Below are 12,250 nucleotides of genomic sequence, written 5' to 3' on the forward strand. Positions count from 1 at the left end.
GTGCCGCATATTATTTGAGCATGCAATGCGCCGGCAGCTCGGGCTTAATCGCGTCAACGATACGAATCGATGCGCGCGACAGTCGCGCGCCAATGAACGATGCGCGAGGAGGAGGATCGCATGCACAGGCTCGCACTGTGCGTCTGGCTGGCCGCGCTGACGAGCGCCGCGTTCGCGTTCGACAACGGGCAATATGATCACGTCCCGCCCGACATCCGCGCCTGGTTCAAGAGCGTGATCGCGCCGAACGGCGTGCCCTGCTGCGACATTTCCGACGGCCATCGCACCGAATACGACGTGCGCGGCAGCACCTATTGGGTGCCGATCGAGGGGCAGTGGATGGCGGTGCCCGAGCGCGCCATCATCCGCGATCGCGGCAATCCGGTCGGTCAGGCCGTGGTCTGGTACGTCCACCATCGTGGCACCATCATCATCAGCTGCTTCGTGCCCGCCGATGCAGTGTAGCGCGTCGTGGTGGATTTCATTGGCTGGAGGCAACTCGATCGGGTAGCTTGACGCCGAACTGATGCGGAGGCACCCGTTGACCGATCTTTGCGCCGAAGACCTCGCCACCATCTATGCCAAGCCGACCCCGCGCGTGATCGCGAAGGCACGGCCCGCAATCGATGTGCATGCGAAGAAGTTCATCGAGATGTCGCCGTTCTGCGTGCTCGCAACGTCGGGCGCCGACGGGAGCGTCGACGCCTCACCGCGCGGCGGCGGCATCGGCTTCGTCCGCGTCGCCGGTCCCAACCAGTTGCTGATGCCCGATCGCTCCGGCAACAATCGGATCGACAGTTTTCGCAACGTCGTCGAAGGCTCGGGTTTCGTGCACCTGTTGTTCTTCGTCCCCGGCATCGACGAGACGCTGCGCGTCGGCGGACGCGGCACGCTGTCGGCCGATCCGGACCTGCTCGCCTCCATGGTGGAATTCGGCAAGCCGCCGCGCGCGGTGCTGAACGTTGCGGTAAGCGAAGTCTATTTCCACTGCGGCAAGGCGCTGATGCGCTCGAAGCTGTGGTCGGCGGACAAGGTGCAGCGCTCGGTGATGCCGAGCATCACCGAGGTCATTCACGAGCAGACCGGTCTGGGCGAGCCGGAGAGCCAGGCGATGACGGAAGAGCGCTACAAGGCGCAGCTGTAGACGCGGCGCGTTCGGTGTCGTCCCGGACAAGCGCAGATTCCGATAACGCGTAGCGTCGCCGGGAGCGGACTCCGCAGCAATAGTCTTGCGAAGATTCGGAGTGACCAGCTCGCGCAGTAACGCAATTCGGTGGTTATGGGTCCCGGCATTCGCCGGGACAACACGGAGTGGCAGCGCTAGCGTACTCGCTTAATGCCCCTCGCCCTCGAGCCCGCCGACGTGCTTCTGGGTGTAGAGCTCGAGGCCGATGCGGCCGATCAGGTCGAGCTGGGTCTCGAGGAAGTCGATGTGATGCTCCTCGTCGCTCATCAGCTTCTCGAACAGGTCACGCGTGACGTAGTCCTTGACGCTGTGGCAGTAGGTGGCCGCTTCCTGATAGAGCGCCCGCGCGCTCATCTCGGCGGCGAGATCGCACTCGATGATCTCCTTGACGTTCTGGCCGATGCGCAGCGGATCGAGCACCTGCATGTTCGGGAAGCCGTCGAAGAACAGGATGCGCGCGGTCAGCTTGTCGGCGTGCTCCATCTCCTCGATGGACTCCTTGCGCCAGACCTTGGCCATGTCGAGGAGGCCCCAATTGTCGAGGAAGCGGTAGTGCAGCCAATACTGGTTGATCGCAGTCAGCTCGTGACGCAGTGCCTTGTTGAGATAGTCGATGACTTTTGGGTCACCCTGCATGGTTCACTCCAGCTGTTGCAGTCCAAATCGGTCCTAAACTAAGTTTAGAACGCTTCTAAATCACTTTACAATTGGGGGCAACCGGCTACGGGAACGCAGCCGGGGAAAAGCTCAGCCGGGGTTGCGGAAGTTTTCAGCAGGCCGCGAGGGCGAAATCGGCGAGCTCGGCGGTCTCGTCGTTGGCGGCCACGGTGTGGGTATGCGGACAGCCGGCACAGCAGGATTTGGCGCAGGGCCCAAGTGCTTCGTCGATGATGGTCTTGATCGTCCGCGCGCAGCGACCGCATTCGGCGCTGCAGCCGAGGCATCCATAGACCTGCTTGGCATGACGCACGGCGTCGTCGGACTCGGCGACGGCAGCGCGGATATCGTTATCGCTCAGCACGTTACAGGAACAGACGATCATGGAAGCGGCAGGCCCTTCGGTGATGCGCCATCATCGATATTTAAGGGGCCGGCCGGATGCAAAGGGAAAAACCGGTATTTGAAGCTATTCCAAACTGGCCCGGGTACAGCCTAGAACGGCTCTAAAATAGGGTATTGCGGTGGATCAAGGTTGCGCGCCTAGTCGCCGCCACCGCCTCCCCCACCGTCACCGCCGCCCCCGCAATCTCCGCCGCTGCTTCCGCCGTCACTGCTGGAGCAGCTGCCACCGTCGGTCGGGCTGCCCGAACTGTCGTTGGAAAACCAGCTGCCCAGCGAGAAGCCGTCGCTGGTCCCCGAATAGCTGTCGCCCCCATCGCCATCACCGCCTGCCCCTGCGCGCGAGCGCCGCTGGCCACGGTTCTGGAGGTGGGTGATCCAGCCGTAGCCGATCGCAAAGACGACCCCGGCAGCAATCAATGCATTGATCATCGCGTTGCCCATCATCGTCTCCCTGGCGGAGGCTGCGGTCCATACCAATTGGTCGCCCCCGGCAAAGGTGCCGTTCATTGATCATTCAAACGAAGTATGGAACTCTATTCCCAAAGAGTTCCCGCGTGCTTATGCGAAAGGTCCAACCGATGAAGAAGTCGCTCCTGGCAGCCGTTGCCATCGCCACTGTGGCCCTGACGGTCGGAACGCCGGCCCATGCCCAGCGCGGCGTCGCAGCCGGCGTGGCGGCGGGCATCATCGGCGGCGCCATCGTCGGCGGCGCGCTGGCATCTCCGTATTATTACGGACCAGGCCCGGGCTACTATGAACCGGGCTACTACCCGCCGCGCTACTACGCGCCGGGCCCGGGTTATGTTGCCGACGACTATTACGGCGGCTGCGTCTGGCAGAAGCAGCGCTTCTGGGACGGCTACGCCTGGCGCGTCCGCCGCGTCCGGGTTTGCGGCTGAGACCCGCCGGAGCCGGCGCGTTTGCAGCGCTTGCCTGGACCGGTTCACTACGGATATGCCATTCATCTTGGGGCCTGAAAAAGACCGCTTTTTCTCGTCACAGCTCCGTGTGCGTTTACCGTGGATTGACCATTTGCGCGCTTCCTAGCTGCAAGGCCAATTCCATCAGAGTGTGCGTGAACCTTTGAACCCCGGGCGCCTCTAACAAGAGGAACCCATCTCCCAGGAGAGCCAAGAGCATGAAGAAGACTTTAGTTGCCGCCCTCACGGTCGCGACGGTCGCCGGTTCGCTGGTGACCGCTGCTCCGTCCGCGAAGGCCCATGACGGCGTCGGCGCCGGCATCGCAGCCGGCCTGATCGGCGGCGCCATCGTCGGCGGCGCCATCGCGTCGAGCCGCCCCGCCTATGGCGGTCCCGTTTACGTCGCCGAGCCCCCGCCGCCCGCGCCCTGCTACTGGCGTCGTGAGCGCTATTGGGACGGCTACGGCTGGGTCAGCCGCCCGGTTCGCGTCTGCTACTGATCTGATCGCGCGGCGCTTCTGAGCGCCACGATCGAAGCCCGGCCGAGAGCATCGGCCGGGCTTTTTCTTTTGGCCTCGCGCTATCGCGCCGCCTGGATCGAACGCAGTACCTCTTCACTCGGCCAGCAATCGACCTTGAGGCCTGCCGACTTCTGATAGGCGCCCAGCGCGGCGCGCGTCTGCATGCCGGCCTTGCCGTCGATCTTGTCCTTGTAGAGCCCGACGCGCGTCAGCCCGCGCTGCATGGTCTCGACGTCCCTGGTGCGCAATTGCTTCGAGGCCGACCAGGGCGTTGCAAACGACAGCGGGCTCGTCATGCGATCGCTGAGATGGCCGACGAACAGCACGTAGAGGTCGGAGAAATTGTATTCCTTGATGACGAAATAGTTCTTCGTCGTGAGGAATGACGGACCATAGATGCCTTCGGGCTGAAGCAGCGAGGCCGGCTGCGCCTGCTCGGCCGCGCTGAGCCTCGCGCCGCGCACCGGTACAAAGCCTTCGCGCAGCCATTGACCGATCGGCTTCGTCACCTCCGGCACACCGGTGGTGCAATCGACCTTCGCCGGCGCCTGCACCTCGTAAGCCCAGCGCACGCCGCTCTGCCAGCCCTTGTTGACGAGCTGCTGCGCGGCGGAGGCCAGCGCATCCGGCACCGAATGCCAGATGTCGATGCGGCCATCGCCGTCGAAGTCGACGCCGTGCTTGTAATATTCGGATGGCAGGAATTGCGTGAGACCGGTCGCTCCGGCCCAGGACGAGCGCATGTCCTTGCGCGTCACCACGCCTTCGCCGAGGATTTTCAGCGAGAGGATGAACTCGTTGCGATAGGTGTCCTTGCGCCGTCCGACATAGGCCTGCGTCGCGAGCACACGAACCAGATCATAGGGCAGCGTGTAGCGGCCGTAGTCGGTCTCGCGTCCCCAGATCGCCAGCATGACGGTCGCGGGCACGCCGGAGCTCTTCTCGATCTCGGTCAGCGCCGGCCGATATCTTTGCAGCAACCGCTGCCCCTCGCCCGCAAGGCGCGCGATCGAGGCGTCCTTGACGTAGTCGGCAGGCACCTGCACGAACTCGGCCTGCGACGGCGCACCGGTCGCGGGCCGTCCCGGCAGGATCAGATCGGGCAGCTTGTAGTCGGGCTCGAGCCCGCGCGTCTGCTCGTCGAACGTGGAGCGTGACACGCCGGCCGCCTGCGCCTCCGGCCAGAGCGAGGCGATGAACTGCGTGAAGGCCGCATCGGCGGCGCGAGCGGGCGACCAGCCGCAGGTGATGACGATCACCGCAGCGATGAGCGCCCGCCGCATCATGCCGCCATCACCGCGTCAGCTTCTTGTACTTCACGCGGTGCGGGATGATGCTGTCCTGGCCGAGCCGGCGCATCTTGTCCTTCTCGTAGTCCTGGAAGTTGCCCTCGAACCATTCGACATGGCTGTCGCCCTCGAAGGAGAGGATGTGGGTTGCGATGCGGTCGAGGAACCAGCGATCGTGGCTGATGATGACGGCGCAGCCGGCAAAGTCCTCCAGCGCCTCTTCCAGCGCGCGCAGCGTATCGACGTCGAGGTCGTTGGTCGGTTCGTCGAGCAGCAGCACGTTGGCGCCGGACTTCAGCATCTTGGCGAGATGCACGCGGTTGCGTTCACCGCCGGAGAGCGCGCCGACCTTCTTCTGCTGGTCGGCGCCCTTGAAGTTGAACGACGAGCAATAGCCGCGCGAGTTGACCTCCTTCTTGCCGAGCAGGATCAGCTCGTTGCCGCCGGAGATCTCCTCCCACACGGTCTTCTTGCCGTCGAGCGCGTCGCGCGACTGGTCGACATAGCCGAGATGCACGGTCTCGCCGACCGTGATCGTGCCTGAGTCCGGCTTCTCCTGGCCCGTGATCATCCTGAACAACGTGGTCTTGCCAGCGCCGTTGGGGCCGATCACGCCGACGATGCCGCCGGGCGGCAGCTTGAAAGTGAGGTTGTCGATCAGCAGGCGATCGCCAAAGCCTTTGCTGAGGCCTTCGAAATCGACCACGTTGGCGCCGAGCCGCTCGGCAACGGGAATGATGATCTGTGCGGCCTGAGTCTGCTTCTCGCTCGCTTTCTTGAGCAGCTCCTCATAGCGCTGGTAGCGCGCTTTGGACTTGGCCTGGCGCGCCTTCGGCGAGGACGCAACCCATTCCTGCTCGCGGGCGAGCGTCTTCTGGTGCGCGGCGTCCTCGCGGCCTTCCTGCTCGAGGCGCTTCTGCTTCTGCACTAGCCAGGACGAGTAGTTGCCCTCATAGGGGATGCCGCGGCCGCGATCGAGCTCGAGGATCCAGCCGGTGACGTTGTCGAGGAAGTAGCGGTCGTGGGTGACGATCAGGATCGCACCGGGATAGTTGCGCAGATGCCCTTCCAGCCACGACACGGATTCGGCGTCGAGATGGTTGGTCGGCTCGTCCAGCAGCAGCAGTTCGGGCTGGTCGAGCAGCAGCCGGCACAGCGCCACGCGGCGGCGTTCACCGCCCGAGAGTTTTGTCACATCGGCATCGTCGGGCGGACAGCGCAGCGCGTCCATGGCTTGGTCGACCTTGCTGTCGAGATCCCAGAGGCCCTGGGCCTCGATCTCGTCCTGCAGCTTGGTCATCTCGTCGGCGGTCTCGTCCGAATAGTTGACCGCGAGCTCGTTGTAGCGGTCGAGGATCGCCTTCTGCTTGGCGACGCCCTGCATGACATTCTCGCGCACGGACAGCGCAGGATCCAGGTGGGGCTCCTGCTCGAGATAGCCGACGCGGGCGCCCTCGGCGACCCAGGCCTCGCCGGTATATTCCTTGTCGAGCCCGGCCATGATCTTGAGCAGGGTCGACTTACCCGAGCCGTTGACGCCGAGCACGCCGATCTTGGCGTCCGGGTAGAACGACAAATGGATGTTATCGAGCACCTTCCGGGTCGGATAGCTCTTGGTCAGGCCCTGCATGAAATAGATGAACTGGCGCGCCATCGGTCCCGTGAAACCTTCGATTTGAGGAAATTTGCTTGCCGCCGATGTAACGATCCCGCCCCCAAAGGGCAACGTTTTCCCTCCGTTCACCACGGATGAATACGGGACGGACACCATCCGGACGCAGATCCGGACAATTGAAACCATTTTTTAATAAAGCAGGCCAAAGCTCGGTTTCGCGCGGAAACAGCGCCGCCCGTCAGAACGAACGGGGAGCACAGCGAGGCCGCATCATGGCTCTGATCGAGACCAATTCTCTTCCTGTTCCGGCAGGAGCCGGGCACGTCTCCGGGTTCGTCTCGGAGATCAAGGCCTTCTGGAAGCGCTTCTTCACCACCGCCTTCAATCCCTACCGGCCCGAACTGCACTACATGCGCGGCCCCGGCCCCGCCTGGCGCGCCAAGCATGGCCTGGATGCGCCGATCCGGCTGAAGCCCCGCGACCTCTGAGCGACGACCTCCTATCGGATTTTTGAAGACGCAGGCTGCTTGCGCGCGAGGCTGATTGCGCGCAACCATGGCCCGGTTCCGACGATGGCGCCTCCCGCCCAGCGCCGTCACCTCTCGCCATGGATCAATGCTGATGAGCCGGCTGCGCTGCGCAATTCTCGACGACTATTTCAACCTCGCCCTCGACGTCGCCGATTGGCCGAAATTGTCCGACCGCGTCGACGTCACCGTGTTCAGCCATCCCTTCGCCTCGCAGCAGGCCGCGGCGGGCGCGCTGGCCGACTTCGAGATCATCTGCGCGATGCGCGAGCGCACGGCGTTTCCCAAGAGCCTGTTCGATTGCTTGCCGAAGCTGAAGCTGCTGCTCACCTCCGGCATGCGCAACGCCTCGATCGACATGGAGGCGGCAAAGGCGAAGGGCATTGCGATCGGCGGCACGCAATATTCGCGCGATCCCACGGCACCACTCACCATGGGGCTGATCCTGGAGCTGACCCGCGGCATCGGCCGCGAGAACGCGCGCATGCATGCGGGCGAACCGTGGCAGACCTTTGCCGGTGTCGAGATCGAGGGGATGACGCTCGGCATCATCGGGCTCGGCAAGCTCGGCAGCAAGATGGCGAGCATTGCGAAGGCGTTCGGCATGAACGTGATCGCCTGGAGTCCCAACCTCACGCCTGAGAAGTGCGCGGCGGCCGGCGTCGGCTATGCCAGCAAGGAGGAGTTGTTCGCCAAGGCCGATATCGTCACCATCCATGTGGTGCTGAGCGAGCGCTCGCGTGGCCTCGTCGGCCGCGCCGATCTCGCACGGATGAAGCCGACGGCTTTCCTCGTCAACACCGCGCGCGGGCCGATCGTGGACGAGCAGGCTCTACTCGAGGCGTTGCAGCAGAAGAAGATCGCGGGCGCTGGCTTAGATGTGTTCTCGGTCGAGCCGCTGCCGGTCGACCATCCCTTCCGCAAGCTCGACAATCTCGTGCTGACACCGCATCTCGGCTACGCGACCAAGGACGGGTTGCGCATCCATTACGGCCAGATGGTCGAGGCGATCGACGCCTTCACTGAGGGTAGCGAGCTGCCGCGCAAGCTGGCCTGAAACGAAAAGGGCGTGCCGACGGCACGCCCTTTTTGCAATCTGGGTATCGGCGAAGCTCTTAGCGAACGGTGACCGGCGCGGGCAGCGGCGGCACGACCGTCGGCTGCGTGCCGGCGACCGGGCCGGCCTGGGCGGACATCGGAGCCGGCGCTGGCGCTGCGGATGCGGTCGCCGTTCCCGGCGCCGGGCCGCCCGGCATCACCACCACGCGGGTGCCGACCTTGACCCGGTCGAACAGGTCCGAGACGTCCTCGTTCAGCATGCCGATACAGCCGGAGGAGACGAACTTGCCGATCGTCGAAGGCTGGTTGGTGCCGTGGATGCGGTAGACGGTCGAGCCGAGATACATCGCGCGGGCACCGAGCGGATTGCCGGGACCGCCGGCCATGAAGCGCGGCAGATAGGGCTGGCGCTCGATCATCTCGGTCGGCGGATGCCAATCCGGCCACTCCGCCTTGCGGGTGATCTTCTGCACACCGGTCCAGGTGAAGCCGTCGCGGCCGACGCGGACGCCGTAGCGGATCGCGCGGCCGTTACCGAGGACGTAATAGAGGTAAGTGTTGGGCGTATCGACCACGAGGGTGCCGGCCGGCTCCTTGGTCTGGAACGAGACTTCCTGGCGGCGCAGGTTCGGCGGCAGCTGTGCCGGCGCAGCATCGGGCTGCTCCTCGGGCGGCAGCGAGGCAATCGTCATCGGCCGGCCATCGGCGCCGACAGGCGGTTGGGCAGCCTGGACCGTTCCGGTCGCGGCGGGACCACCGACCGCTTCCGGCGGACGCAAGCCGTCATTGGCAGGCGCCTGCTGGCCCGGACGATTGGCGTAGATCACCGGCGGCGGGCCGGCGGGGCGCCCATAGCGGGGATCGTCGGGCGACATCACGGGGCCCTGCGGCGGAGCCGCCGAATAGACCGGCGGGGCGCCAGCCGGACGGCCATAACGGGGATCATCCGGCGACATCACCGGCCCCTGCGGCGGAGCGGCGGAGTACACCGGCGGGCCGGCCGGGCGGCCGTAACGCGGATCATCGACCGGGCCGGGCGGCGGCAGCGAAGCCTGCGGCACCGCGTCGTCTTCGTCATCCAGCGCGTCGAAACTCGGCGTGCGGTCGCCGGGCCGATATTCGGCCGGCGCGCCATAGCTCGGCGCCTGCTGGACCGGATAGCTCTGAGCCTGTGCGAGCGAGGTTCCCGCCGCAGCGACTGTTGCGGCAGCGCATATCGTCAGAAAATGTTTGATCATCATCGCTCTTGTATAGACCCCGGGCCCGTCCAGACCGTTAACGGCCAGATGACCGAAGATAGCGGCACATTCAAGACATATCAGGCCGATTTGCGCTGGATTTGCCGATTTGTGATCCGCAAAACGACCGTTGCCCCGTTGCATCACGGGGCGGAAATCGCATTGCACCCTTAATTGCCGGAGCTTCGGCCCCGATTTTAGCGGAACGGGTCGGAATCGTTGCGGTATGTTCGAATCAGCCTGATTCGCCACCGCTTTGAGCTCCGACCCCCGCGTGGCGAACGCGGCAAGCAGTACCGTCACCGCGTTCAGATGGCTCTTGGGTCCCGGCCACCACCCGCCGGGGCGGAAATTCGTAACCCGTCCGATGCTTCCCGGCTTTCGCTTCCTGTTTGCCGCGATCCTGCTGTCAACCTCCATCCTGGTGTTCGGCCTAGGGGCCGCCGCGCTGCTGCGGGCGACCCATGAGCAGTATGTCAGCAACCCCTCCTGGCGGAACGGCCCGCAGGAGCAGGTGTTCGCGCAAGCCCCCGAGCCGGCCCAACCGGTGCTCGCGGCCTTGCGCGCGGAGCCGGAGCCGGCCGAGCCCGCGCCGACGCTGCGCGACCAGGTGCCGACCATCGGATTGCCGGCCCAGGAGCCTGAGCAGACGGCCCCGGTAGCAAGCGAGGCCGACGCGGCGCCGCAGGTCGCCGCATCAGCGGCTGATACCCCGGCCGCCGAGCCGGCCAGGGACGAGACCACGGCGGAAGCCGCAGCCCCCGCCGCGACAGACACACTCACTGCCGCCGACACCACGGCGCCGCTTCCCGAGGCGAAGCCTGCCGCGACCGCCAGCGCGCCGGCACCGGCTGATCCCAGTGTCGCCCTGGCCTCCTCAGCGCTCGACGTCGCCTCGGCCAAGCTGGCCGCACTGAACGATCCCGCGACCACGGCCTCGAAGGATCCGCCGGCGAAGGCCAAGTCTGACGTGAAGACCGACGCCAGCAAGCCGGACAGCAAGGCGACCAAGCGCGCGGCGAAGAAGCGGCACCGCGTGGTGCGGCGCCCGCCGCCTCAGCAGTTGCAGCAGCAGCTCGATCCGTTCGGGCAGCCGCAACAGACGTTTGCGACGACCGCGAGGACGCGCTGATCTTCACCTCTCCCCGCTTGCGGGGAGAGGTCGGATCGCTCTTGCGATCCGGGTGAGGGGGTACAGGTCTCGCGGCAGTCTCACGCGGGGAGAGAGGCCCCTCACCCCAACCCTCTCCCCGTAAGAACGGGGCGAGGGAGTGGACCGCCGCTGCGGCGACGAGGTTACGCCGGCCCGGTCGCGATCGGCGGGCCTTTTTCCTGGCCCCATTCCGACCAGGAGCCGTCATACAGCGCGGTGTCGGTGACGCCGAGGCGATAGAGCGCGAGCGTGAGCACGCCTGCGGACACACCGGAGCCGCAGCTCGTCACGATCGGCGCATCCAGCCTGACGCCGGCGCCGGTGAAGGCGGCGCGGAGATCATCGAGCGGCTTCATCTCGCCGGACGCAGCATCGAACAGCTGATTGTAGGGCACGTTGCGGGCGCCCGGGATGTGGCCGGAGCGAATGCCCGCGCGCGGCTCGGGCGCGCGGCCCTCGAAACGATCGGCGGCGCGCGCATCGATCACCTGCTCGGCGCGGCTCTCCACGTTGGCAATGAGCTGCTGAATGCTGCGCACGCGTTTTGAATCGTAGCTCGCCTTGAAGGTTTGCGGCTTTGGCTTCACCTCGCCGCTCTCGATCGCGCGGCCTTCGGCGCGCCACTTCTTCAGGCCGCCATTGAGGATGCGCACATTGCTATGGCCGAAGGCCAGGAACATCCACCACGCGCGCGGCGCGGCGACCCAGCCGCCGGCATCGTAGATCACGACGGTGTCGCTGTTTCCGATGCCGAGATTGCCGATGTCGCGGCCGAACTGCTCGGCGGTCGGATACATGTGCGGCAGCGGGTTGGAATGATCCGACACCGCATCGACGTCGAAGAACACAGCACCGGGCAGATGCGCGGCAAGGTAGTCGTCCTTCGGCAGCGGCAGCACGCCCGGCAGCTTGAAGCTGGCGTCGAGTATCTTGACGTTGGCGTCGCCCATGTGAGCGGCGAGCCATTCGGTGGAGACGAGGGGGTCGGTGGTCATGCGTTATTCCTTGTGATCATTCCGGGGCGTGCGCAGCACGAGCGAGGTTGAAGCCGTGCGCGACAAACTCCGCTGTCATCGCCCGGCTTGATCGGGCGATCCAGTATTCCAGAGGCGGGTGTGATTGAGCCGAGAGGCTGCGGCGTACTGGATTCCCCGCCTTCGCGGGGAATGACAGCGGAGATTGGCGCGACAGCGCGGCACTTCTTAGCCCTTCTTCTTCGGCTCCCACTGCTCGGTCGGCCCGCCCGCATCGCGCCAGGCGGCGTAGCCGCCGGCGATGTGGGCGACGGGCTTGAGACCCATGTCCTGCGCGGTCTTGGCGGCGAGCGCGGAGCGCAAGCCGCCTGCGCAGTGGAACACGAACTTCTTGTCCTCCTGGAAGATCGGTTTTGCATATGGGCTCTGCGGATCGATCCAGAATTCGAGCATGCCGCGGGTGCAGGCGAACGCGCCGGGGATGCGGCCGTCGCGCTCGATCTCGCGGGGATCGCGGATGTCGACGATGACGACATCGCCGTTCTTGGAGATCTCGATGGCATCCTTGGCGGTGAGCGTCTCGATCTCGGCATTGGCCTCGTCGATCAGCGCCTTGATGCCGCGGGTGATGGTCTGGGGCATTTTGTATCTCCCTCTTCTCGTCATTCCGGGGCGCGCGTAGCGCGAGCCCGGAATCCATTTCTCT

The 12,250-nt window shown here is 65.3% G+C and carries 15 protein-coding genes; 7 read left to right on the plus strand and 8 right to left on the minus strand.

Annotation, left to right across the window (positions count from 1 at the left end):
- Window positions 1–120 precede the first annotated feature (120 nt).
- Window positions 121–465: a hypothetical protein gene (locus GGD63_RS19450; protein ID WP_183244785.1), complete on the plus strand. Its 345-nt coding sequence runs from the start codon at window positions 121–123 to the stop codon at window positions 463–465.
- A gap of 76 nt (window positions 466–541) precedes the next feature.
- Window positions 542–1,144 carry an MSMEG_1061 family FMN-dependent PPOX-type flavoprotein gene (locus GGD63_RS19455; protein WP_183244786.1) on the plus strand — a complete coding sequence of 201 codons (603 nt, stop codon included), beginning with the start codon at window positions 542–544 and terminating at the stop codon, window positions 1,142–1,144.
- A 189-nt stretch (window positions 1,145–1,333) separates the two neighbouring features.
- Here GGD63_RS19455 and bfr read toward each other — a convergent pair whose 3' ends face one another.
- The 3 genes from bfr to GGD63_RS19470 form a co-directional block, all read right to left on the minus strand.
- A complete protein-coding gene (bfr, locus tag GGD63_RS19460) occupies window positions 1,334–1,822 on the minus strand; it encodes a bacterioferritin (RefSeq protein ID WP_183244787.1) in 489 nt (162 codons plus the stop codon).
- A 133-nt stretch (window positions 1,823–1,955) separates the two neighbouring features.
- Entirely contained in the window at window positions 1,956–2,228 is a 273-nt protein-coding gene (locus GGD63_RS19465; protein WP_183244788.1) for a bacterioferritin-associated ferredoxin, read from the minus strand.
- A 158-nt stretch (window positions 2,229–2,386) separates the two neighbouring features.
- The gene (locus GGD63_RS19470) at window positions 2,387–2,692 is read right to left on the minus strand and encodes a hypothetical protein (protein ID WP_183244999.1); all 306 of its coding nucleotides are present in this window, start codon (window positions 2,690–2,692) and stop codon (window positions 2,387–2,389) included.
- Between the two features lie 134 nt (window positions 2,693–2,826).
- Here GGD63_RS19470 and GGD63_RS19475 point away from each other — a divergent pair, with 134 nt between their 5' ends.
- The gene (locus GGD63_RS19475; protein WP_183244789.1) at window positions 2,827–3,147 is read left to right on the plus strand and encodes a hypothetical protein; all 321 of its coding nucleotides are present in this window, start codon (window positions 2,827–2,829) and stop codon (window positions 3,145–3,147) included.
- Window positions 3,148–3,386: 239 nt separating this feature from the next.
- Window positions 3,387–3,668: a hypothetical protein gene (locus tag GGD63_RS19480; protein WP_130365097.1), complete on the plus strand. Its 282-nt coding sequence runs from the start codon at window positions 3,387–3,389 to the stop codon at window positions 3,666–3,668.
- A gap of 80 nt (window positions 3,669–3,748) precedes the next feature.
- Here GGD63_RS19480 and GGD63_RS19485 read toward each other — a convergent pair whose 3' ends face one another.
- The gene (locus GGD63_RS19485; RefSeq protein ID WP_183244790.1) at window positions 3,749–4,975 is read right to left on the minus strand and encodes a lytic murein transglycosylase; all 1,227 of its coding nucleotides are present in this window, start codon (window positions 4,973–4,975) and stop codon (window positions 3,749–3,751) included.
- Window positions 4,976–4,982: 7 nt separating this feature from the next.
- The gene (gene ettA, locus GGD63_RS19490) at window positions 4,983–6,632 is read right to left on the minus strand and encodes an energy-dependent translational throttle protein EttA (protein WP_183244791.1); all 1,650 of its coding nucleotides are present in this window, start codon (window positions 6,630–6,632) and stop codon (window positions 4,983–4,985) included.
- A 233-nt stretch (window positions 6,633–6,865) separates the two neighbouring features.
- Here ettA and GGD63_RS19495 point away from each other — a divergent pair, with 233 nt between their 5' ends.
- Window positions 6,866–7,081, plus strand: coding sequence for a hypothetical protein (locus GGD63_RS19495; RefSeq protein ID WP_183244792.1), 216 nt, complete (start codon window positions 6,866–6,868; stop codon window positions 7,079–7,081).
- Between the two features lie 133 nt (window positions 7,082–7,214).
- Window positions 7,215–8,177: a D-2-hydroxyacid dehydrogenase family protein gene (locus tag GGD63_RS19500; protein ID WP_183244793.1), complete on the plus strand. Its 963-nt coding sequence runs from the start codon at window positions 7,215–7,217 to the stop codon at window positions 8,175–8,177.
- A 58-nt stretch (window positions 8,178–8,235) separates the two neighbouring features.
- On the opposite strand, the gene GGD63_RS19505 is transcribed toward GGD63_RS19500, so the two are convergent.
- Window positions 8,236–9,417 (minus strand): L,D-transpeptidase, encoded by a 1,182-nt coding sequence (locus GGD63_RS19505; RefSeq protein ID WP_183244794.1) that lies wholly within the window; start codon window positions 9,415–9,417, stop codon window positions 8,236–8,238.
- 367 nt (window positions 9,418–9,784) lie between these two features.
- Between GGD63_RS19505 and GGD63_RS19510 the strand changes: the two genes are divergently transcribed.
- Entirely contained in the window at window positions 9,785–10,549 is a 765-nt protein-coding gene (locus tag GGD63_RS19510) for a hypothetical protein (protein WP_183244795.1), read from the plus strand.
- 164 nt (window positions 10,550–10,713) lie between these two features.
- Here the strand turns inward: GGD63_RS19510 and sseA are convergent, their stop codons facing one another.
- Together sseA and GGD63_RS19520 are read right to left on the minus strand one after the other, a co-directional pair.
- The gene (sseA, locus tag GGD63_RS19515) at window positions 10,714–11,565 is read right to left on the minus strand and encodes a 3-mercaptopyruvate sulfurtransferase (RefSeq protein WP_183244796.1); all 852 of its coding nucleotides are present in this window, start codon (window positions 11,563–11,565) and stop codon (window positions 10,714–10,716) included.
- A gap of 207 nt (window positions 11,566–11,772) precedes the next feature.
- On the minus strand, window positions 11,773–12,186 hold the full coding sequence (locus tag GGD63_RS19520) for a rhodanese-like domain-containing protein (RefSeq protein WP_018641027.1): 414 nt from the start codon (window positions 12,184–12,186) through the stop codon (window positions 11,773–11,775).
- Window positions 12,187–12,250 lie beyond the last annotated feature (64 nt).

Origin of the sequence: Bradyrhizobium sp. cir1, from assembly GCF_014198245.1 — a bacterium.
GTDB lineage: Bacteria > Pseudomonadota > Alphaproteobacteria > Rhizobiales > Xanthobacteraceae > Bradyrhizobium.

What these genes read in the sequence shown, in the direction of transcription:
- ettA (WP_183244791.1), bottom strand. Translation starts at nt 6,632, where the DNA reads ATGGCGCGCCAGTTCATCTATTTCATGCAGGGCCTGACCAAGAGCTAT.
- GGD63_RS19500 (WP_183244793.1), top strand. Translation starts at nt 7,215, where the DNA reads ATGAGCCGGCTGCGCTGCGCAATTCTCGACGACTATTTCAACCTCGCC.
- GGD63_RS19480 (WP_130365097.1), top strand. Translation starts at nt 3,387, where the DNA reads ATGAAGAAGACTTTAGTTGCCGCCCTCACGGTCGCGACGGTCGCCGGT.
- GGD63_RS19485 (WP_183244790.1), bottom strand. Translation starts at nt 4,975, where the DNA reads ATGATGCGGCGGGCGCTCATCGCTGCGGTGATCGTCATCACCTGCGGC.
- GGD63_RS19470 (WP_183244999.1), bottom strand. Translation starts at nt 2,692, where the DNA reads ATGATGGGCAACGCGATGATCAATGCATTGATTGCTGCCGGGGTCGTC.
- GGD63_RS19505 (WP_183244794.1), bottom strand. Translation starts at nt 9,417, where the DNA reads ATGATCAAACATTTTCTGACGATATGCGCTGCCGCAACAGTCGCTGCG.
- GGD63_RS19475 (WP_183244789.1), top strand. Translation starts at nt 2,827, where the DNA reads ATGAAGAAGTCGCTCCTGGCAGCCGTTGCCATCGCCACTGTGGCCCTG.
- sseA (WP_183244796.1), bottom strand. Translation starts at nt 11,565, where the DNA reads ATGACCACCGACCCCCTCGTCTCCACCGAATGGCTCGCCGCTCACATG.
- bfr (WP_183244787.1), bottom strand. Translation starts at nt 1,822, where the DNA reads ATGCAGGGTGACCCAAAAGTCATCGACTATCTCAACAAGGCACTGCGT.
- GGD63_RS19465 (WP_183244788.1), bottom strand. Translation starts at nt 2,228, where the DNA reads ATGATCGTCTGTTCCTGTAACGTGCTGAGCGATAACGATATCCGCGCT.
- GGD63_RS19450 (WP_183244785.1), top strand. Translation starts at nt 121, where the DNA reads ATGCACAGGCTCGCACTGTGCGTCTGGCTGGCCGCGCTGACGAGCGCC.
- GGD63_RS19495 (WP_183244792.1), top strand. Translation starts at nt 6,866, where the DNA reads ATGGCTCTGATCGAGACCAATTCTCTTCCTGTTCCGGCAGGAGCCGGG.
- GGD63_RS19520 (WP_018641027.1), bottom strand. Translation starts at nt 12,186, where the DNA reads ATGCCCCAGACCATCACCCGCGGCATCAAGGCGCTGATCGACGAGGCC.
- GGD63_RS19510 (WP_183244795.1), top strand. Translation starts at nt 9,785, where the DNA reads ATGCTTCCCGGCTTTCGCTTCCTGTTTGCCGCGATCCTGCTGTCAACC.